At 64.3% G+C, this 19,042-nt stretch carries 19 protein-coding genes; 12 read left to right on the top strand and 7 right to left on the bottom strand.

Annotated features, from left to right (window positions below; genetic code table 11):
* Positions 1-10 precede the first annotated feature (10 nt).
* A complete protein-coding gene (locus tag GA0071312_RS09905) occupies positions 11-1,537 on the bottom strand; it encodes a helicase HerA domain-containing protein (RefSeq protein WP_074444835.1) in 1,527 nt (508 codons plus the stop codon).
* A gap of 175 nt (positions 1,538-1,712) precedes the next feature.
* On the opposite strand from GA0071312_RS09905, the gene GA0071312_RS19960 reads away from it, so the two are divergent.
* The 3 genes from GA0071312_RS19960 to GA0071312_RS09895 all read left to right on the top strand — a co-directional run bounded on the left by GA0071312_RS19960 (position 1,713) and on the right by GA0071312_RS09895 (position 4,458).
* Positions 1,713-1,889, top strand: a complete 177-nt coding sequence (locus GA0071312_RS19960; protein ID WP_165604005.1) for a hypothetical protein — start codon at positions 1,713-1,715, stop codon at positions 1,887-1,889.
* 187 nt (positions 1,890-2,076) lie between these two features.
* On the top strand, positions 2,077-3,306 hold the full coding sequence (locus GA0071312_RS09900; RefSeq protein ID WP_238947292.1) for an NAD(P)/FAD-dependent oxidoreductase: 1,230 nt from the start codon (positions 2,077-2,079) through the stop codon (positions 3,304-3,306).
* Positions 3,307-3,801: 495 nt separating this feature from the next.
* Positions 3,802-4,458 (top strand): DUF4760 domain-containing protein, encoded by a 657-nt coding sequence (locus GA0071312_RS09895; protein ID WP_083204488.1) that lies wholly within the window; start codon positions 3,802-3,804, stop codon positions 4,456-4,458.
* Positions 4,459-4,618: 160 nt separating this feature from the next.
* On the opposite strand, the gene GA0071312_RS09890 is transcribed toward GA0071312_RS09895, so the two are convergent.
* The gene (locus GA0071312_RS09890; RefSeq protein WP_074444832.1) at positions 4,619-5,275 is read right to left on the bottom strand and encodes a 3-oxoacid CoA-transferase subunit B; all 657 of its coding nucleotides are present in this window, start codon (positions 5,273-5,275) and stop codon (positions 4,619-4,621) included.
* A 23-nt stretch (positions 5,276-5,298) separates the two neighbouring features.
* Complete coding sequence (locus tag GA0071312_RS09885) at positions 5,299-6,006, bottom strand: CoA transferase subunit A (RefSeq protein ID WP_074444831.1); 708 nt, start codon at positions 6,004-6,006, stop codon at positions 5,299-5,301.
* Positions 6,007-6,264: 258 nt separating this feature from the next.
* Here GA0071312_RS09885 and GA0071312_RS09880 point away from each other — a divergent pair, with 258 nt between their 5' ends.
* Positions 6,265-6,822: an L-2-amino-thiazoline-4-carboxylic acid hydrolase gene (locus tag GA0071312_RS09880; protein ID WP_083204487.1), complete on the top strand. Its 558-nt coding sequence runs from the start codon at positions 6,265-6,267 to the stop codon at positions 6,820-6,822.
* A 63-nt stretch (positions 6,823-6,885) separates the two neighbouring features.
* Here the strand turns inward: GA0071312_RS09880 and GA0071312_RS09875 are convergent, their stop codons facing one another.
* A complete protein-coding gene (locus GA0071312_RS09875; protein ID WP_074444830.1) occupies positions 6,886-8,511 on the bottom strand; it encodes a long-chain-fatty-acid--CoA ligase in 1,626 nt (541 codons plus the stop codon).
* 273 nt (positions 8,512-8,784) lie between these two features.
* On the opposite strand from GA0071312_RS09875, the gene GA0071312_RS09870 reads away from it, so the two are divergent.
* Both GA0071312_RS09870 and GA0071312_RS09865 read left to right on the top strand, forming a co-directional pair.
* Positions 8,785-9,093: a hypothetical protein gene (locus tag GA0071312_RS09870; RefSeq protein WP_131817766.1), complete on the top strand. Its 309-nt coding sequence runs from the start codon at positions 8,785-8,787 to the stop codon at positions 9,091-9,093.
* A gap of 34 nt (positions 9,094-9,127) precedes the next feature.
* Complete coding sequence (locus GA0071312_RS09865) at positions 9,128-10,582, top strand: methyl-accepting chemotaxis protein (RefSeq protein ID WP_074446067.1); 1,455 nt, start codon at positions 9,128-9,130, stop codon at positions 10,580-10,582.
* Positions 10,583-10,718: 136 nt separating this feature from the next.
* On the opposite strand, the gene GA0071312_RS09860 is transcribed toward GA0071312_RS09865, so the two are convergent.
* Together GA0071312_RS09860 and rpmE are read right to left on the bottom strand one after the other, a co-directional pair.
* The gene (locus GA0071312_RS09860) at positions 10,719-11,546 is read right to left on the bottom strand and encodes a YdcF family protein (RefSeq protein WP_074444828.1); all 828 of its coding nucleotides are present in this window, start codon (positions 11,544-11,546) and stop codon (positions 10,719-10,721) included.
* 153 nt (positions 11,547-11,699) lie between these two features.
* Positions 11,700-11,939, bottom strand: a complete 240-nt coding sequence (rpmE, locus tag GA0071312_RS09855) for a 50S ribosomal protein L31 (RefSeq protein WP_074444827.1) — start codon at positions 11,937-11,939, stop codon at positions 11,700-11,702.
* Between the two features lie 167 nt (positions 11,940-12,106).
* Here rpmE and GA0071312_RS09850 point away from each other — a divergent pair, with 167 nt between their 5' ends.
* The 3 genes from GA0071312_RS09850 to GA0071312_RS09840 all read left to right on the top strand — a co-directional run bounded on the left by GA0071312_RS09850 (position 12,107) and on the right by GA0071312_RS09840 (position 15,467).
* Positions 12,107-13,945: an ABC transporter transmembrane domain-containing protein gene (locus GA0071312_RS09850; RefSeq protein WP_074444826.1), complete on the top strand. Its 1,839-nt coding sequence runs from the start codon at positions 12,107-12,109 to the stop codon at positions 13,943-13,945.
* A gap of 144 nt (positions 13,946-14,089) precedes the next feature.
* Positions 14,090-14,869: an SDR family oxidoreductase gene (locus tag GA0071312_RS09845; protein ID WP_074444825.1), complete on the top strand. Its 780-nt coding sequence runs from the start codon at positions 14,090-14,092 to the stop codon at positions 14,867-14,869.
* Positions 14,870-15,188: 319 nt separating this feature from the next.
* Positions 15,189-15,467: a hypothetical protein gene (locus GA0071312_RS09840; protein ID WP_074444824.1), complete on the top strand. Its 279-nt coding sequence runs from the start codon at positions 15,189-15,191 to the stop codon at positions 15,465-15,467.
* Positions 15,468-15,512: 45 nt separating this feature from the next.
* Here GA0071312_RS09840 and GA0071312_RS09835 read toward each other — a convergent pair whose 3' ends face one another.
* A complete protein-coding gene (locus GA0071312_RS09835) occupies positions 15,513-16,691 on the bottom strand; it encodes a putative sulfate/molybdate transporter (RefSeq protein ID WP_238947167.1) in 1,179 nt (392 codons plus the stop codon).
* A 200-nt stretch (positions 16,692-16,891) separates the two neighbouring features.
* Here GA0071312_RS09835 and GA0071312_RS09830 point away from each other — a divergent pair, with 200 nt between their 5' ends.
* From GA0071312_RS09830 to GA0071312_RS09820, 3 genes are read left to right on the top strand one after another with little or no spacing between them, the layout of a single operon-like run.
* Positions 16,892-17,269: a SpoIIAA family protein gene (locus GA0071312_RS09830; RefSeq protein WP_165604004.1), complete on the top strand. Its 378-nt coding sequence runs from the start codon at positions 16,892-16,894 to the stop codon at positions 17,267-17,269.
* Positions 17,266-17,688 carry a DUF3775 domain-containing protein gene (locus GA0071312_RS09825; protein WP_074444822.1) on the top strand — a complete coding sequence of 141 codons (423 nt, stop codon included), beginning with the start codon at positions 17,266-17,268 and terminating at the stop codon, positions 17,686-17,688. The genes GA0071312_RS09830 and GA0071312_RS09825 overlap by 4 nt, the downstream gene beginning before the upstream one ends.
* 22 nt (positions 17,689-17,710) lie before the next feature.
* The gene (locus GA0071312_RS09820) at positions 17,711-19,021 is read left to right on the top strand and encodes a mechanosensitive ion channel family protein (protein WP_083204482.1); all 1,311 of its coding nucleotides are present in this window, start codon (positions 17,711-17,713) and stop codon (positions 19,019-19,021) included.
* Positions 19,022-19,042: the final 21 nt, after the last annotated feature.

The following is a 19,042-nucleotide window of genomic DNA, read 5'->3' as shown; positions in this document are numbered from 1 at the left end:
ACCGAAGCCCTCAGCCGCCTTCCGCCACCCGCGTCGGCGGCTCCGGTGCCATCTCTGCATTGGCATCGCCCGCGCGCGTCTCCCAGCCCAGATCGGGGAGTGCGACGATGCGGGCGCCGCGCAGATCGTTGCGGCAGACGATGTAGCCGCGCTGTTCCATGTATTGCACCAGACGCCGGGCACGACCCGGTGAGCGGCTGCCGCAGATGCGGGCGATCTCGCCGTCGGGCGGACATGGCGCGCCCTCCAAGGCGGCGCGAGCGAACAGCAGGTAGACGCCCTGGATGTCCTCGGGCAAACCCTCGGCGCCGCGCAAAGCCGCCTCCCATTGCGGGTTCTCCGCAATCTGCGCGTCGACGCCCGCCCGCGCCACGGTGAGGCGACGGCGGAATTCGGCGAGATCGGGCGGGCCGCCCGGCACGCGCCTGATCCGGCAGCGCACCAGAAAATCCTGATACAGCACCGCATGCGAGCGGAAGGCGGCATCGGGATCGGAGAGGATCTCGCCCATCACCGCATTCAGCCCCGCCTCGCGCGCCTGTGGATCGGCCTCGGGCGCGTCCGGCGCCGTCATGGCCGGGCGCTCGCGCACGACCCGGGCGAGGAGATCGTTGGTCGAGGGCATCGGCGCGGGGGCGGGCCGGCGCTGGACCTGCTCGCGCTCGTGTTCGCGCTCCTCGGCCGTGGGCGGGGCGAAGATCAGATCGCGCGCCTCTTCCGCAGGCTGCTCGGGCAACGGCATCAGCTTCGGCGAAGTCGAGCGCGCCTGCGTTTCCACATCGCCGATGCGAATCGGGATCGGGCGGCGCGACAGGGCGGGTCCGAGCGCGATGAAATGGCCGCGCGCGAGATCGCGGAACGCCTCCGCCTGGCGGCGCTCCATGCCGAGCAGATCGGCAGCGCGCATCATGTCGATATCGAGAAAGGTGCGCCCCATCAGGAAGTTGGAGGCCTCCGCCGCGACGTTCTTGGCGAGCTTCGCGAGACGCTGCGTGGCGATGACGCCGGCGAGCCCGCGTTTGCGGCCGCGACACATCAGATTGGTCATGGCGCCGAGCGAGACCTTGCGCGCATCGTCGGAGAATTCGCCCGCAGCGGTGGGCGCGAAGAGCTGCGCCTCATCGACGACGACGAGCATCGGGTACCAGTGATCCCGCTCGGCATCGAACAACCCGCCCAGAAAGGCCGCCGCCGCGCGCATCTGCTGCTCGGCCTCGAGCCCTTCGAGATTGAGCACGACGGAAACCCGGTGCTGGCGCACCCGCGCGGCGATGCGCTGGAGATCAGCCTCGCCGCGCTCGGCATCGACGACGATATGGCCGAAGCGCTCGGCCAGCGTGACGAAATCGCCCTCCGGATCGATCACCGCCTGCTGCACCCAGGGCGCGCTCTGTTCGAGAAGCCGGCGCAGGAGATGCGACTTGCCCGAGCCGGAATTGCCCTGGACCAGCAGACGCGTGGCCAGAAGCTCCTCCAGATCCAGCATGGCCGGGCTCTCGCCCGGATCCGTCACGCCCATATCCACACCGACCGTCATGCCCGCTCCCGCCGCATTGCACCGGATGCGGTGATAACACAGCAGCCGCGCGAGAGCAGGCCGTGCAAAGCGCCCTCCACAGATTCGACAGGGCTGCGCGCACAGGCGCATCGAACCAGCGGGGGCTCTGTGTCGTTATCCTGTCCGGAACGATGCGGTTAGCAAGGAGGTTACCATGTCAGCCAATGACAAGCTGCACGATCGTCCCTGGAGCTACGAGGAAGTCCAACTGTTACGGGAGATGGTGAATGAAGGCATCACCGATTCGGTCATCAGTCTGAAGATGAAACGCTCCATCGCTGATATCCATGCCAAGCTCTCGGAACTCGGGCTCGTGGCCAAAACGGGTTAAGGCGATCGGGTTTGCGCCCGGCATCGGTGTCGAGCGGTGCTGCGGCCTTGTGCGCCGTCACGAATGGGCATGGCGAAATGCTGCCTGATGCGCTTAAATCCCGCGACGCAATCGCGGGGCGGGAAGAGTCATGGGCTATATCGACAGCTGGTACGCACGCACGCTCTCGGATACGGTGGCGTATCCGATGCTCGAAGGCGAGCATGAAGCGGATGCCTGCATCATCGGTGGCGGCTTCGCCGGATTGACGGCGGCCCGGGAACTGGCGCGCGCCGGCAAGCGCGTCGTGGTGCTCGAAGCGGAACGTGTCGGATGGGGCGCGTCGGGGCGCAATGGCGGCTTCGTCTCGCCGGGCTACGCTGCCAGCCTCTCGCTGATATCGCTCTATGCCGGCTCCGAGCGCGCAAAAGCGCTCTACCGGCTCTCGATCGAGGGGGCCGATATGGTGCGCGAGAGCGTCGATGCGCTCGGCGCCCGCGATGCCTGCAAGCCGGTGCACGGCAAGATCGGCGTGATGCGCTACCCAGCCCGCGACGCGCTGATGCAGCGCCGGGATCAGCTCGCCCGCGATTTCGGCTACGAAGTCGCATACATGCCGCGCGAGGACGTGCGCGCGGTTCTGCGCTCGGACAAGTATTTCGACGCGCTCCACGATCCGCAGGCCTTCCATTTCCACCCGCTGAACCATGCCCGCGCCATGGCCCGCGATATCATCGCCCATGGCGGCGCGATCTTCGAGAACAGCGCCGCGATCGGCGCCGTGCTCGACGCGCCGGAAAAGCGCCTGCGCACGATCGGCGGCAGCGTGCGCGCCCGCGACATCGTCCTCGCCGGGGGCGGCTATACCACCGATCTCGTGCCGGAATTACGCCGGGCCTATCTGCCGATCGCGACCTATGTGCTGCTTACCGAGCCGGCACCTGAGCGGATCGCGCAGGCCGTCACAAGCCCCTGCGCGATTTCGGACAACCGCCGCGCGAACGACTATTACCGCCTCGTTGATGACGGTCGGCGGCTGCTCTGGGGCGGGCGCATCACCACGCGTCGGGCCGAGCCGCGCGACCTCGCCGCGCTCCTGCGCCGGACCATGATCTCGACCTATCCGCAATTGTCTGATCTGCGCGTGGAGATCGCATGGTCAGGGTTGATGTCCTATGCGCGCCATCTGATGCCGCAGATCGGACGGCTGCGCGAGGGGGTGTATTACTGCACCGCCTTCGGCGGCCATGGGCTCAACACCACCGCCATCGGCGGACGCGTCGTCGCCGAGGCGATCACCGGCGAGAGCGACCGAATCCGCCTGTTCGAACCCTTCGGCCTCGCCTGGAACGGCGGCCACTTCGGCACGGCGGCGGTGCAGCTGACGTATTGGAGCTATCAGGCACGGGACTGGTGGAAGGAACGCCGGGCGGCGTGAGGGGATAGAGGGGGCCGGGTTCGTTTTTTCTCAGCCTGTGAAGTGGCTGCTCTGACGGGTGTTGAAGATCTTCGGTTTGCCGTAGCGCGGCCCTGGCGGTTGCAGTGATCAAGCCCAATCGCCGCATCTCATGCGGTGATTAGGCTTCACAATCTCCGCAAGGCATGCCGGCATCAGTGCCAGGCCGGTTACGTCCGGACCCGATTTTCACGGGCATCGGGATGTCGTCATTGGCCTTCGTGCACCGGATTCGATTTTTCTTGGGCAGCGCCGCCGTTCCCAGGCACCCTGAGCCTCATCGCCGGGTTTCGGCGCGTACGGATCAGCGAGCGTATGCCAGATCCATCTGTATGCCATCATGGTCGCTCAAAGCGCGACCACCGCCAGGATTACGCGGGAGACGCCCCGGACATTCTGTCGCACTTTCGACATAATTTATTTTTGATTTATGAAAAACAGAAACACAATTTTAAATTTTGAGTGAGGCGTGAAGCAATGCAAGCGACAGACAAGATCAGCCAGGTCAGCATTCACTTCCCAATCAGGTTTTCGGCTGTGGCCGCTCTGGTGCTGGTTCTGCTTACCATCGTATTCTGGGCCGTTTCGGGCGATACGATCGAAACACTGGTGTTTTTCGCCGTGGGCGCCGCTGCGACCGCGCAGATCACCACGGCCTTTTTCACCGCACGCCTTCTCGGCTTCCAGATCTCGACCCGCGATGCGGAAATCGAGCGGGAACAGCGAGCCGATGCTCGTGAGGAGTTGCGCAAGCAGCGTGAAGAAGCCCATGACGCGTTTCTGTTGCGCCGGGAGGCGATCCGTTTCGGTGAACGCTGGAATCATCCGGAGATGCGGGAGGCACGCGCGACCCTCAGGAGCATTCTTGACAAGAACGGTGATGCTGGCGCACTCGACGCCTATCTCAATGAGAACAAGCTCGACGTGAATCACGTCCTCAATTTCATCGAGGAGATGGCGACATGCTGCCGCCATGGCCTCGTCGACGAGCCGCTCATGCGCAAGCAGTTCGACTATGTAGTGTGCAAGACGTGGCGATCTCTCTCAACCTGGATCGACGGACAGCGCAAAGCGAGTGTCGACGCGATCTGGGAGGACATGGAATGGCTCTACGACCAGTGGAAGACACCTTGAAACCGACTGGTGCAACGGCTATCTTCGCTATCAAAGAATGCGGTTCGTGAAAGGAACGAATATGTCTTGGAAATACACCCTCTGAGCACTCTTCTCTGATCTTGAACGTATACGGCCTGCCACCCGGCAGGCCGTTTTCATTCTCGGACGCAGCCGCCCCTCACACCGCAACCTTGAACGCGGCCTCGGTCCTGGCCTTGATCTCGTCCACGGTCACACCGTCGGCGAGTTCGATCAGGGTCATGCCGCCATCGCCTTCCTTGTCGATGGAGAAGACGCCGAGATCGGTGATCACCATGTCGACGACGCGGGTGCCGGTCAGCGGCAGGTCGCAGCCCTTGAGCAGCTTGGGCGATTCCGAGCCGTCCTTGCCCTTGGCGACATGCTCCATCACCACCACGACCTTCTTGACGCCGGCGACGAGATCCATCGCGCCGCCCATGCCCTTGACCATCTTGCCGGGGATCATCCAGTTGGCGAGATCGCCGTTCTCGGCCACCTGCATGGCGCCGAGGATGGACAGGTCGATATGGCCGCCGCGCACCATGGCGAAACTGTCGGCTGACGAGAAGAAGCTCGTCGTCGGCAGCTCCGTCACGGTCTGCTTGCCGGCATTGATCAGATCGGGATCCTCCTCGCCCTCATAGGGGAAGGGGCCCATGCCGAGCATGCCGTTCTCGCTCTGCAGCTGCACGCTCATGCCTTCGGGGATGTAGTTCGAGACCAGCGTCGGAATGCCGATGCCGAGATTGACGTAGAAGCCGTCGCGCAATTCCTTTGCGGCGCGCGCGGCCATCTGTTCACGGGTCCAGGCCATGATTGTTCTCCTTCACGCGTGATTCAGGCTGCGGGCTTTTCGCGGGTGGTGCGCTTCTCGATCATCTTCTCGACATCCGGCACATGGATCATGCGCTTGACGTAGATACCCGGCGTGATGATGTGGTCGGGATCGAGCGCACCCGGCTCCACCAGATGCTCCACCTGCGCGATGGTCATGCGCGAGGCGGTGGCCATCATCGGATTGAAGTTTCGCGCGGTCTTGCGGTAGATCAGGTTGCCTTCCGTATCGCCCTTCCAGGCATGCACGAGCGAGACATCGGCGAACAGCCCCGTCTCCATCACGTAATCATGCCCGTCGAAATTGCGCACTTCCTTGCCCTCGGCGATCAACGTACCCACCCCCGTCTTGGTGAAGAAGGCGGGGATGCCCGCACCGCCGGCGCGAATGCGCTCGGCCAGAGTGCCCTGCGGGTTGAATTCGAGCTCGAGCTCGCCGGCCAGATATTGCTGCGCGAACAGCTTGTTCTCGCCGACATAAGACGAGATCATCTTGCGGATCTGGCGCGTCTCGAGCAGCAGGCCGAGGCCTGCCCCGTCAATGCCGGCATTGTTCGAGACCACCGTCAGATCCTTGACGCCCGATTCCTTGACGGCCTCGATCAGCACGTTCGGGATGCCGCACAGGCCGAAACCGCCTGCCATGATGGTCATGCCGTCGCGCAGAACGCCGGCCAGTGCTTCCTTCGCACTCGCGTGCACTTTCTTCATCGCCAGTCCTCTCCCTCCAGCATGCGCAATCAGCCGAAAACGGCTGTGGATGCGGTCTTGATGTGCACCGCACTCAAAGGCTTGCCGTCGGGTTAGTCAAGCCGCACGGGCGCGAATGCCGGGGCGCAGAGCGCCGCAAGGCCGACCTGCCAATATCCGGGTGAGCCGGAGCGCCTTGATTCACGCGCTCACGCGCCCGATCATCGGATCTCGGCGCAAAGCGCAGCGAAATGCCGTCAGCGGCAGGATGGAGTCACCATGAACGCGAAAGACACGAACAGGGCCGTCGGCGGTGAGTCAGGCACGGACACACGCCCCGCCCATCCCGCCAATCTCTCCATGCTGGAAAAGCGCCGCATCGAGGCGGAGATTCTCAAACACGTCTACGATGTCCTGAAGGAACGCGGCGACATGGCGCTGGCGCAGGATACGATTCGCGAATCCGTGCGCCGTTCCTCGATCGAACAAGCCGGGCGCTTCGCCGCGCAGACCGCCGGCGGCACCTCCCTCGACAGTTTTGTCGAGGCGACGAAGCTTTGGGAGAAAGAGGATGCGCTGCGCATCCGCGTCAAGGAGCGCACCGAGACGACCTATGTCTTCGATGTCGAGCGCTGCCGCTATGCCGAGATGTACAAGGAGATGGGGCTCGGCGAGATCGGCCACCTGCTCTCCTGCCAGCGCGACGCCACCTTCTGCCAGGGCTACGATTCCCGCCTGAAATTCACCCGCAGCCAGACCATCATGCAGGGCGCCTCCCATTGCGATTTCCGTTACGACTTTCTCAGCGACGCGGAGAAGACGCAAGCGGATGACTGAGGGCGCCGGCGCCCCGGGGGCGACGATCCCGGGGGCCGGTAACACGCTCGCGAGCACCAATGCTCACATGGTCGGCAGCTTGTAGTCCGCGTAACGCTCGCGCAGGGTCAGCTTCTGGATCTTGCCGGTAGCCGTATGGGGGATCTCCTCGAGGAAGATGATGTCGTCGGGGAGTTGCCACTTGGCGATACGCTGCGCCATGTGCGCGAGGATGCTCTCCTTGTCCGGCTCGCGCCCGGGTCGGGGCACCACGATCAGCAACGGGCGCTCGTCCCATTTGGGATGACGCACGCCGATCACGGCTGCTTCCGCCACATCCGGGTGACCGACGGCGATATTCTCCAGATCAATCGATGAAATCCACTCGCCGCCGGATTTGATGACATCCTTGGAGCGGTCGACGATCTGCATGTTGCCGTGCTGGTCGATCGTGGCGACGTCGCCGGTATCGAAGAAGCCGTCATCATCGCAGATCACGTCGTCGCGGTGATAATAGGATTGCGCCACTGCCGGGCCGCGCACCATCAGCTTGCCGAAGGCGACCCCGTCCCAGGGCAGTTCGCGCCCGTCATCATCGACGATCTTCATCTCGACGCCAAATGGCGGGAAGCCGACCTTTTCCTTCAGATCGAGCCAGGTCTCGCCATCGACCTCGCCGTAATCCGGCTTGAGCGTGCAGACCGAGCCGAGCGGGCTCATCTCGGTCATGCCCCAGGCATGGACCACTTCGACATCATAGACGTCGCGGAAGGTCTTCGTCACCGCACGCGGACAGGCCGAGCCGCCGATCACGACGCGCTGCAGATCGGGCAGGCGGTCACCGCTGGCCTCGAGATGCTGGAGCAGCGAGAACCAGATGGTCGGCACGGCCGCCGAGATCGTCACCTTCTCCTCGACGAGGAGTTCGGCGAGCGAGGCGCCATCCAGCTTGGGGCCAGGAAAGACCAGCGCGGCGCCGGCCATGGGCGCCGAGAAGGCGAAGGACCAGCCATTGGCGTGGAACAGAGGCACCACGGGCATGGCCGTATCGCGCGCCGACAGGCCGAGATAATCAACGCCGTTCACGGTCAGGGAATGCAGCACGTTGGAGCGGTGCGAATAGACGACACCCTTGGGATTACCCGTGGTGCCGGAGGTGTAGCACATGCCCGCAGCTGTGTTCTCGTCGAAGCTCTTCCAGGTGAAATCGTCATCGACCTCGGCGATGTAATCCTCATAGGCGACGGCGTTCTTGAGCGTGGTCTGCGGCATATTGGCCGCATCGGTGAGGATGACAAAGCGCTCGACGCTCTCCAGCCGGTCGGCCAGCTTCTCCACCAGCGATACGAAGCTGAGATCCAGCAACAGGATGCGATCCGCCGCATGGTTGATGATGTAGATGATCTGGTCGTCAAACAGGCGCGGATTGACCGTGTGGTAGATCGCGCCGATCCCGGTAATGCCGTACCAGCTCTCCAGATGCCGCCAGGTGTTCCAGGCGAGAGTCCCGACCCGGTCGCCGAGGCCGATTCCATCTTTCTCCAGCCGCTTGGCCAGCTGCAGTGAGCGGCTGCGCACCTCCTTGTAGGTGGTGCGATGGATCGGGCCCTCGACGGAGCGCGATATCACGGGGCGATCCGGGTGCTGGATGGCGGCGTGGTCGATGACACGATGAATCAGCAGGGGCCAGTCCTGCATCAGGCCGAGCATGGCGTTCTCTCCGTTTCTCGTCCGCTGCGCGGATTCTTGGATTGATGAAGCTTGGAACGGTGTAGCACAGGTTACGCGCAGACGCGGCAGAGGCCAATGCCGTTCCCACACGCAACGACACGGGATTACATTTTAAAATTGCTTTATGTATTCAAACAATCCATCTTATTGCGACTCAAGTCAATAAATGTAAAAATTTCGACAAACTGTTATTTTACACAATTTTAAATCCAGCATGTTTTGCTCCTCTACAAGTCGCCTGAGGATGAAAACGTGTCCCGCATCGCCTTCCTGATTGTCTTCGTCCTGCTGACGCTTGCTGCTCCGCTGGCGCTGATCGCCGGGCCGAAAGATATGGGCGAGGGCGTCGCGGTGGTTTTCGCACCCTGGATCGACGAGGCGACGGCGATGAGCCGGGTCGGCGAAGCCGGCGGTGCGGTGATCCGTGCCGGCAATCTCGGCTTCATCAGCGTCGCCATGCCCGCTTCCCCCGATTTTGCCGCCGATATCCGCAAGGCCGGCGCCTGGCTGCTGCTTGACCCGCAGGTGGTTGGCGGCTGTCTCACGGAAGCAGAATCGTGACCGCGCCTGCATCTTGTATTCGAAGGAAACCGAAATGACTGATGTCACGACCCTGCGGACGGCCACGGCCAGGCTGCTATCCGCGTTGATGGTCATGCATGTTCTCGTCATCGCCGCCGTTGCATCCGTCTTCGGCGGCGACATCATGACGAAATCGCTGCTTGCCCTGGCCATGGCTGCGCCGGGCGTGCTGCTCACGATGAAGCGTCCCGAGGACGTCGCAACCCGCTTTGCCATCGCAATAGGCCTCGTCGCCCAGGTCTCGCTCATCGTCTTCGCCATGAGCGGCCATCCCTGGCAGCTCGACGTGCACATGTACTATTTCGCCGTTCTGGCCATGCTCGCCGGTTTCTGTGACTGGCGCGTGATCGTGGCGGCAGCCGGTGTGACCGCCGTGCACCATCTCAGCTTCAACTTCATCCTGCCGGCTGCGATCTTCCCCGGTGGCGCAAGCCTTACGCGCGTGATGATCCACGCGGTGATCGTGGTGCTGGAGACCGCCGTCCTGGCCTGGGTCGTGATCACGCTCGCACGCATGATGGAACTGTCGCGTGCCGGGGTCGAGGCCGCCGAGGAAGCGCGGCGCAAGGATGTCGAACTCGCCGAGATCCGCGCGCAGGAAGCCGAGAAGGTCAGTGCCCGCGCCGCGACGGTCGATCGGCTCGCGGCAGATTTCGAGAACGAGATCCGCCTTGCACTCGCCACGCTCGACGAAGCCTTCACCGCCATGCGCGCCAAGGCCGATGCCCTCGAAGCCATCGCGGCGAAGACGGGCTCCGGCGTGTCCGACGTGCTCACGAGCTCGGAACGCACCACGGCGAATATCCAGAATGTCGCGGCTTCGGGCGAGGAGCTCGCCGCCTCGATCGCGGAGATCGGTCGTTCGGCCACGCAATCCTCCGATATCGCCCGCCGGGCGGTGGAGGGCGCGCGCCGCACTGACGGCCAGGTGCAGACACTCTCCGATTCCGCACGCAGCATCGGTGAGGTGGTCGATCTGATCCGCTCCATCGCCGAGCAGACCAATCTTCTGGCCCTCAACGCCACCATCGAGGCCGCACGCGCCGGTGAGGCCGGCAAGGGCTTTGCCGTCGTGGCGCAGGAGGTCAAGACGCTCGCCTCGCAGACGGCCAAGGCGACCGAGGATATCGCCTCCAAGGTTGCGGAGATGCAGGCGGCGACCAAGGATTCGGTCACCTCCATCCAGGATATCACCACCACCATCGACGAAATGAGCGAACTCGCCTCCAGCATCGCCTCCGCCGTGACCCAGCAATCGGCGGCGACCCAGGAAATCGCCTCGAATGTCCAGGAAGCGGCAAACGGCGCCAAGGTCGTGAACGAAACCGTGGACGTGGTCGGCACGCTCTCGGGCGAGACCAACGACGCCTCGGGCGACATCATTTCGGCGACGCAGGCTCTGGCGCAGGAAGCGCAGAAGATTCGCGAGCGGGTGGACGGGTTCTGCGCCTCGGTGCGCGCCGCCTGAGGCCGCGCGCACCGATCTTGACATGCCGCCGTGACAAGCGAGCCCTCGCGCGATTTGCGCGAGGGTTTTTTATGTTGAGTTCCGACATCTTTGCAACCGATGATGCGCAGGGTGCATAGCCGCGCTTTCACCATGGTTAATATGTGCCATCGCGTACCGTGGCGGCTTGAGGCGCGGGAAAGAGCACATCGGTGCGCCCGGTCAGGCGATAGGCGACGAGTCCGACATATTCGTGCATTGCAAGGTCGAACCGACGCAACCCGTCGGAGATCGTGGAAAAGCCCCGCAGGCTTCCCTCATGGCCAATGGTGCGGAAATCCACCGGATAGGGCAAGACCGCGAAACCGGCCTCGCGGAACACGCCGATGGAGCGGGGCATGTGGAAGGCGGAGGTGACCAGCAGCCAGGTCTCGCCCTCCTGCGGCTGCACCATGTCCCGCGAGAACACGGCATTTTCATGCGTGTTGCGCGAACGCTCCTCGATCAGGATGCGGGCGGGGTCGAGGCCGAGGCTTTCCAGCATCAGCGCACCGGCGCGTGCCTCGCTGGTATCGCTTCCCGTGAGCGCGCCGCTTCCACCCGAGAGCAGCACACGGGCATCGGGAAAGCGCCGGGCGAGTGCGCGCCCGACAACCAGCCGCTCGGCGGATTCGTTGAGGACGGGCTGGCCGAGGCCGATACTCGCATCCGGATCCTGCGCTCCGCCGAGGATGACGATGCCGTCAATCGCACCGGTGAGCGGTTCGGCGATCGGAAAGCGCCCCTCGAGCGTGCGCAGGAAAAGGCTCGCCAGCGGCGTCATGCCGAAGACGAACAGCCCGGCACAGGCGATTCCGGCCAGGACGAGCCCGCTGTGACGCAGGTGCGTCAGTGCCGCCAGCAGCAGGCCGAAGGCGATCAGCAGCGCGAGCAGGTTGGACGGCGCCAGCAGGAACCAGATGACCTTCGAGAGCACGAAGAACATGCCATGTCCCTCCGGATATCGCGCGCCCGTGACCGCGACAGATCGCCACCCGTTACCGCCCCACACCGGTTGTCGATCGGCACGAAAAGCCCCGGACGCAGACGCCCGGGGCCGGATCAGCCTGGAGCCATCGGGCACATTGCCCGATGAGACTTACTTCTTGCCGAAGCCGAGATTGCCGAAGCGCGAATTGAAGCGCGAGACACGCCCGCCACGGTCGAGCAGCTGCTGATTGCCGCCGGTCCAGGCCGGATGCGTCCTGGGGTCGATTTCAAGGGTCATGGTGTCGCCCTCCTTGCCCCAGGTCGAGCGGGTTTGATACTCGGTCCCGTCGGTCATCACCACCTTGATGAAGTGATAATCCGGATGGGCTGTCGCTTCCTTGCGTGCCATAGCTTTAACCTCATGATGCCGTTCCGGCGGATTTTTGGTGGCCGCCGGAGGCCCGTGGCGATATGTCGAGCCTGTCGAGAAGATCGCGGCGCTATAACCCAGTCGGGACGGCAATTCAAGCACAGCCTGCGCGAATCGCGCATATGAGGGAACCGAGTATCCAGACGATGTCGCAACAGCACAGAAATCCAGAACGGAATATTTCGAAAGAGGGGCGCCCGAAAGACAGACTTGCGCGCGCCAATCTGGCGGCCCTGCGCCCGCTTCTGGGTTATGCGCTGCGCTACAAGGGGCGCATCGCCGCTGCCATGGGCGCGCTCGTCATTGCCTCCGTGGCGACGCTGGCCGTGCCGCTGGCGGTGCGCCGCGTGATCGATTTCGGGTTCGGCCAGGATCGCGCCGAGCTCGTCTCGGCCTATTTCGGCATGCTGATCCTCGTGGTGGCCCTGCTCGCACTCGGCAGCGCGCTACGTTATTACTTCGTCATCACCCTGGGCGAGCGCGTTGTCGCGGATGTGCGCGCTGCGGTCTTTGCCCGGCTGACCAGCCTTGATCCGGCCTTCTTCGATGCCGCGAAAGCGGGTGAGCTGACCTCGCGGCTCACCGCCGACACCACCCAGATCAAGAGTGCCTTCGGCGCGAGCATCTCGATCGCCCTGCGCAATGTGGTGCTGCTCATCGGCGCTGTCGCATTGATGATCTGGACCAGCCCGACGCTCTCCTCCCTCGTGGTCTTCGCCCTGCCCTTCATCGTGCTGCCGCTGGTCTTCTCCGGTCGCAAGGTGCGCCGGCGCTCGCGCATCGCACAGGATCGCCTCGCCGATGCCTCGGCCTATGCCTCGGAGGCGGTGGGTGCGGTGCGCACCATGCAGGCTTTCGGAATGGAGGGCGAGACCGCCCGGCGCTTTGCCCGCGCGGCGGAGGACGCGTTCGATGCGGCGCGCATCTCGACACGGGCACGCGCCTTCCTCACCGGAACGATCATCTTTCTCGTCTCTTCGAGTGTTGTACTGATTCTCTGGTACGGCGCGCAGGGCGTGATGCGCGGTGATCTCAGCGCCGGCGAGCTCAGCCAGTTCGTGCTCTATGCCGTCTTCGCCGCCAGCGCCATGGGCCAGCTCTCGGAGGTCTATGGCGAGCTCGCCCAGGCGGCGGGCTCCGCCGAGCGGCTCGGCGAAATCCTCGAAACGCTGCCCAATGTGGCCGCGCCGGCAAATCCCCAGCCGCTGCCCGAGCCGCCGGTCGGCTCGCTGGCTCTGGCCGGCGTGCATTTCACCTATCCCAACCGCAGCGACATTCCCGCCCTCGACGGGATTGATTTCGCGCTGAAACCGGGCGAGCGCGTGGCTCTCGTGGGCCCTTCCGGCTCAGGCAAGAGCACGGTGCTGCAATTGCTCCTGCGTTTCTATGATCCGCAACAGGGCCGTATCCTGATCGACGGCGTGCCGGCCCAGCGTGCCGATCCGGCAGCCTTGCGTCGGCGCATCGCTCTGGTGCCGCAGGAGGCGACGATCTTCGGTGCCAGTGTGCGCGACAATATCCGCTACGGCCAGCCGGATGCGGATGAGACAGCCGTACGCAACGCCGCCGAACAGGCCAGCGCGCATGGCTTCATCATGGAGATGCCGCAGGGCTACGACACCCTGATCGGCGAGCGCGGGGTCACGCTGTCAGGTGGCCAGCGCCAGCGCATCGCCATCGCCCGCGCCATCCTCAAGGATGCGCCCATCCTCCTCCTCGACGAGGCGACGAGCGCGCTCGATGCCGAGAGCGAGCACGCGGTGCAGGAAGCGCTCGATCATCTGATGCAGGGGCGCACCACGCTCGTCATCGCCCACCGCCTGGCCACCGTGCGTTCGGCGGATCGCATCCTGGTGATGGATGGCGGGCGCATCGTCGAGAGCGGCGATCACGACAGCCTGATCAAGCGCGGAGGCCTCTATGCGAGACTGGCGCGGCTGCAATTCGCCGACAGCGATGCGGCCCGGGCCGAGGCCGCGCAATAGAACGAGACGGGGCTGCGCACGCATTCGGCGCGCTTCGGCGCAATCCGGATTGCCGGGTTGCGGGCTCAACTTCGCGCGCCGACAGTGCTACATCCGTGCCACGGTTTCAATGCCGCGTGGGCGGCACAGCTACGGAGACACAGCATGGATCTCGGCCTCAAGGGCAAACGCGCCCTCGTTCTCTCCTCCAGCCGCGGCCTCGGCAAGGCCTCGGCGGAATCGCTCGCGGCAGAAGGCGCAGAGGTCTTCATGACCGCCCGCTCCGCCGACAAGCTGGAGGAGACCGTCAAGGCGATCAACGCGAAGGGCGGCAAGGCGCACGCCTATGCCGCCGATCTCACCAAGGATACCGACAAGATCTATGAAGCGGCCGTCGCCGCCATGGGCGGCGTCGATATCCTCATCGCCAATACCGGTGGCCCGCCCGCCCGCGTCGCGGCGGAGGTCGAGCCCGGTGACTGGACGCCCCAGTTCGAGGCCATGGTGAAGCCGGTCTTCCGCCTCGCCCAGCTCGCCCTGCCCGGCATGCGTGAGCGCGGCTGGGGCCGCATCGTCACCATCGCCTCCTCGGGCGTGATCCAGCCGATCCCGAATCTCGCCATGTCGAACGCCCTGCGCTCTGCCATCGTGGGCTGGGCCAAGACGCTGGCCTCGGAAGTCGCGAAGGACGGGATCACCGTCAATCTGGTGCTGCCCGGGCGCATCGAGACGGATCGCACCAAGGAGCTCGACGAGGCCAATGCCAAGCGCAGCGGCAAGAGCCCGGAAGAAGTCGCTGCCGCAAGCCGCGCCTCCATCCCCGCCGATCGCTACGGCACGACGGAGGAATTCGGCGACGTCGTCTGCTTCATGGCCTCCGACCGCGCCAGCTACATGACCGGCGGCCTGATCCGCGTTGATGGCGGCTCGATCCGCAGCGTGTGAGATCGTTTGACGAGAACGCATCGCGCGCCGGAGACGGTGCGCGGTGCGGGATAGCCGGACCGGAGGCAAGCCTGAGAGGCGCGGCTCACGCACGGCAAACCGCACAGGGTATTTCCCTGAAATGCGGGCGGTTTTTCGGAAAAGACTTGACTGAAAACCTGAAACAGGCAAATGACGCGGCGTGAAAGCACTTTTTGAATGCTTTTCAGCAAATATACAATCCAGGATTTTTTATATGCGCTCATTTAGTATAGTGTTCGTTGTGGCAACGACATTAGGGCTCGCTTCTTGCCAGACCATTGGAAGCTATGGACGGTCCATGGCCAGCGGTTATGGTGAAAGCCGCGCCGTCGCGGAAAGATGCCCGGATTATGAAATGGCATCAGATTTTTTTACCGCAGCAATGGTCGTTTGCCTCACCAGCAAGGAAGATGATCGCGAGTGCGAAATGGAAGAATTCATGACGCATGCTCCCCGCCAGACGCAATTTTATCGCACCATCTATTCTATCGGATCCGATGAATTCATATGCCAACGCGCTGAAAGCATCTACGCGGAGCGCAGAAGAAGCTTTCTCAAACCCGTCGCCGCGAACTGAACGAAAGCCACCGATACTAACCGTCAAAAAACGCCCCCACCTCTCTCAATCAACCCGCCGCGCGAAATAAGCCCGCACCAGTCGCGTGCGCGCCGCCTCGGCCAGCATCCCCGCCACCAACCCCCAGAACGGATCGATCGCGAGCACCATGAGCCCCGTCACCGCGATGACGGGCCAGCAGGAGGGGCGGGAATCGAAAACGCGGCGGGTGAAGATCAGGGCGCCGGCGGTGACCAGCAGCAGCGCGCCGAGGCCGGCCAGCGGGATCACCGCGAGCAGCGTGTAACCCAGATCCCCCGGCGCCAGCGCGATCGCGCTTAGCACGAGGGCGAGGATCACCAGAGCACCGCCGGAGCGGGCGCCGAAGCGGTGATGGGCGGCGAGCCCGCCGGCACCGTGGCACATGGGCAGGGCGCCGAAGGGCGTCAGCGCGAGATTGGCGAAACCCGTGGTCAGGCACAGCCGGCGCGGCGTCACATGGGCGGCCTGTTCGCGGAAATGATCGCCCGCGATCAGGGCGGTGAGCAGGATCGCGTTGGTGAAGGTCAGGGCGAGCTGCGGCAGCACGAGATTGGCCAGGGCGCCGTGCCAGTCAGCAAGAGCCGGCCAAGCCGGCGGCGCGAAGCCGGCATCGGCAGAGACGGTAATGCCCGGCACCCCGAGCAGCATCCCCAGCCCTGCCATCGCCACCAGCGCGACCGGCACGGCCGGGATCTGCGTGAAGCGCAGGCCGATCGCCAGAATGGCCAGCGCCACTGCCGCGATAAGGTAGGCGCTCGCCATCAATTCGAAGGCCACGACGGCAAGCGCCATACCCAGCCCCAATTGCAGCCCGGCGAGGACGGATTGCGGCACGAGCCGCACCACCCGCGTGATCCAGCCGCTCGCGCCGAGGCCGAGCAGAACGATCCCGATCAGAACGCCCGATAATGCCACGGCCTCCGGGCCGATCTGCGTGGTGAGCATCACCGCCGCAATCGCCTTCATCGGCTGGACCGGAACGGGCAGCCGGTAGATCAGGGCGCTGGCGATGAGGAAGACGGCGAAGCCGAGAAAGACGGGCGTGGGCGCAAGTCCCGCAACGGCAATCGCGCCGAGTGTCAGCGGCAGGAGCGTGCCGAGATCGCCGAAGGCGCCACTCCATTCCCCGGGCCCGAATCCGAACGGGCGCCCCGGCAAAGGCGTCGTTCTTCCCGAGAAAGGGGTGCCGGTCGATTCGCTCACGTATTCCTCCGCCCTGAAAGCGCTGATCGGGAATGCCCCCGATGGCGCGAACGCGCGTATCATATAGCATTTTGTCAGATGCTGCACGGCCTCGAACCCGAGCCGGGGTTCGGGGGTTGTCACGGGACGCGAACGACGAAAAATTTGTCGGGAAGGCGGGGCGCGCGCGCACCGAAAGCAGGCGAGAAGGAGAAAGCGGGTTGCTGGAAATCAACGAAACCTATGCGAGCGACATCGTGCGGCTGCGGCTTTCGGGCATCGTCACTTCTTACGAAGTCGAGCAGGCGATTCCGCAGCTCGACCGCCTGTTTTCGGAGCGCAAGCCGCTCAGGCTTCTTGTGGAGCTCCTCGGTCTGGAGAGCATCGAGCCGATGGCGGCCTGGGAAGAGCTCTCCTTCCTCGCCCGGCATCGCGACGAGACGGCGCGTGTGGCCCTGATCGTCGATACGCCCGGGGAGCGCATTGTGGCGCGCGTCACCGAGTTTTTCACCGGTGGTGAACACCGCGAATTCCACCACGGCGAGGAAGCCGAGGCCCGCGCCTGGCTGCGCGCGACACAAGAGAGGATCAGTTCATGACGATTCGCGACGAAAGCCCCGTCGAGCTCAATATCAGCGTGAGTACCGTGCACGAGATCATACTGCATGCCCGTGCCTACGACGTGAAGGTCGCCCCCGGCGTCGGCGCCGAGGGTTCGAACCCGATCGATGACGACGAAATGCGTATCCTGGAAAGCCGGCGCGATGATTATACCGGGCCCGAGCTGCGCGCCGTGATCAACGGCCTCAATGACAGTGAAGCGGTCGATCTGATCGCCCTCGCCTGGATCGGGCGCGGTGATTTCGATCGCGCCAGCTTCGAGGAGGCCCGCGCGCTGGCCGTGGATCGCCATGGCGACAAGAATGCGGATTACCTGATGGGCATGCCGCTGCTCGGCGATTACCTCGAAGAAGGTCTTGCGGAACTGGGTCATCCGGTATCAGAGGAAGGCGAATGACGCGCCCGCCTGACGCTCCGGGATGACGGTTCCCGTACCAACCCGTATCGAACCGCCGGATCCGCAGCTGCTGACCGATTTCGCTGCTGCCTTGCTGGCTCAGCTCGTCGATCCGCTGGTCATCGGCCAGATCGTCCTGATTGCGGTGATCGGCGTGATCGCCTTTGCCGTGGGGCGGCGGTTCGAATTGCGATTCGAGCGCCATGCACGGCGTATCCGCGACAATATCAGTCTGTTGCGGCTTGCAGTGATCATCATGCGGCGCATGGTGATGATCACGCTGGCCGCTCTGCTCTGGCTGGCCTATGGCGCCATTCGCGCAGCCGATTTGGCCGTCGATGCCCATCTGGTCTTCCTCGCCGCCGCGCTCGCCAGCGCCTGGGTGCTGATCTCCATCGTCACGCGCCTGATCCGCAACCGGGTGGTCGGTCGCCTTGCGGCCATCCTGGCCTGGAGCTTTGTCGCCCTGCGCCTGACGGGTCTGTGGGCGCCGCTCGCGAGCGGTCTCGACGCCACGGCGATGGAAATCGGCGGGATGCGGCTGTCCTTGCTGGTGATGCTGCAGGCGGGCTTCATCGTCGCGGCGGCACTCTGGGTCGCGATCGTGCTCGGGCGGGTGATCGAGGATCGGCTGAGCCATACCGAGGAGCTGACGCCCAGCCTGCGTGTGCTGATCGGCAAGCTGGTGCGCATCGGCCTGATCGTGCTCGCCACGGTGATCGCACTGACTTCGATCGGGATCGACCTGACGGCGCTGACGGTCTTCTCCGGCGCGCTCGGGGTGGGCATTGGTTTCGGCCTGCAGAAGGTCGTCTCGAATTATCTGTCCGGCATCATCATCCTGGCCGACAAGTCGATCAAGCCGGGTGACACCATCTCGCTCGGGGACAAGGTCGGCTGGGTGCGCTCGATCCGTGCGCGCTTCGTCTCGATCGTCACCCGCGACGGCGTCGAGTTCCTGATCCCGAACGAGGATTTCATCACCAATCGGGTGATCAACTGGTCCTTCAGCGACAATTTCGTGCGCATCGACGCGAATTTCGGCGTCTCCTACGACAGCGATCCGCATCAGGTTCGCGCGCTGGCCGTGGAAGCCGCCGGCGCCGTCGAGCGGGTGCAGAAGCAGCCCGCACCCGTTTGTCATCTGCTCGGCTTCGGCGATTCATCTCTCGATTTCGTGCTGCGCTTCTGGATCGCCGACCCGCGCAACGGTCTCACCAATGTGCGCGGCCAGGTCTTTCTCGCCCTGTGGGACGCGTTCAGGGAGGCAGGTGTCAAGATCCCCTACCCGCATCGCGAGGTGATCCTGCAGGACCGGCAGCCGGCGGGCTGACCCGAACCATCAATCCACCGG

The sequence above is a fragment of the Saliniramus fredricksonii genome, assembly GCF_900094735.1.
Lineage (GTDB): Bacteria > Pseudomonadota > Alphaproteobacteria > Rhizobiales > Beijerinckiaceae > Saliniramus > Saliniramus fredricksonii.
The sequence above is the reverse complement of the archived record's forward strand: the minus strand, read 5'-3'. Positions and strand labels throughout refer to the sequence as shown.

Bases quoted from the DNA above. Each gene is read 5' to 3' on its own strand.
- GA0071312_RS09905 (WP_074444835.1), bottom strand. From the start codon at position 1,537: ATGACGGTCGGTGTGGATATGGGCGTGACGGATCCGGGCGAGAGCCCG.
- GA0071312_RS19960 (WP_165604005.1), top strand. From the start codon at position 1,713: ATGTCAGCCAATGACAAGCTGCACGATCGTCCCTGGAGCTACGAGGAA.
- GA0071312_RS09900 (WP_238947292.1), top strand. From the start codon at position 2,077: ATGCTCGAAGGCGAGCATGAAGCGGATGCCTGCATCATCGGTGGCGGC.
- GA0071312_RS09895 (WP_083204488.1), top strand. From the start codon at position 3,802: ATGCAAGCGACAGACAAGATCAGCCAGGTCAGCATTCACTTCCCAATC.
- GA0071312_RS09890 (WP_074444832.1), bottom strand. From the start codon at position 5,275: ATGGCCTGGACCCGTGAACAGATGGCCGCGCGCGCCGCAAAGGAATTG.
- GA0071312_RS09885 (WP_074444831.1), bottom strand. From the start codon at position 6,006: ATGAAGAAAGTGCACGCGAGTGCGAAGGAAGCACTGGCCGGCGTTCTG.
- GA0071312_RS09880 (WP_083204487.1), top strand. From the start codon at position 6,265: ATGAACGCGAAAGACACGAACAGGGCCGTCGGCGGTGAGTCAGGCACG.
- GA0071312_RS09875 (WP_074444830.1), bottom strand. From the start codon at position 8,511: ATGCTCGGCCTGATGCAGGACTGGCCCCTGCTGATTCATCGTGTCATC.
- GA0071312_RS09865 (WP_074446067.1), top strand. From the start codon at position 9,128: ATGACTGATGTCACGACCCTGCGGACGGCCACGGCCAGGCTGCTATCC.
- GA0071312_RS09860 (WP_074444828.1), bottom strand. From the start codon at position 11,546: ATGTTCTTCGTGCTCTCGAAGGTCATCTGGTTCCTGCTGGCGCCGTCC.
- rpmE (WP_074444827.1), bottom strand. From the start codon at position 11,939: ATGGCACGCAAGGAAGCGACAGCCCATCCGGATTATCACTTCATCAAG.
- GA0071312_RS09850 (WP_074444826.1), top strand. From the start codon at position 12,107: ATGTCGCAACAGCACAGAAATCCAGAACGGAATATTTCGAAAGAGGGG.
- GA0071312_RS09845 (WP_074444825.1), top strand. From the start codon at position 14,090: ATGGATCTCGGCCTCAAGGGCAAACGCGCCCTCGTTCTCTCCTCCAGC.
- GA0071312_RS09840 (WP_074444824.1), top strand. From the start codon at position 15,189: ATGGCCAGCGGTTATGGTGAAAGCCGCGCCGTCGCGGAAAGATGCCCG.
- GA0071312_RS09825 (WP_074444822.1), top strand. From the start codon at position 17,266: ATGACGATTCGCGACGAAAGCCCCGTCGAGCTCAATATCAGCGTGAGT.
- GA0071312_RS09820 (WP_083204482.1), top strand. From the start codon at position 17,711: ATGACGGTTCCCGTACCAACCCGTATCGAACCGCCGGATCCGCAGCTG.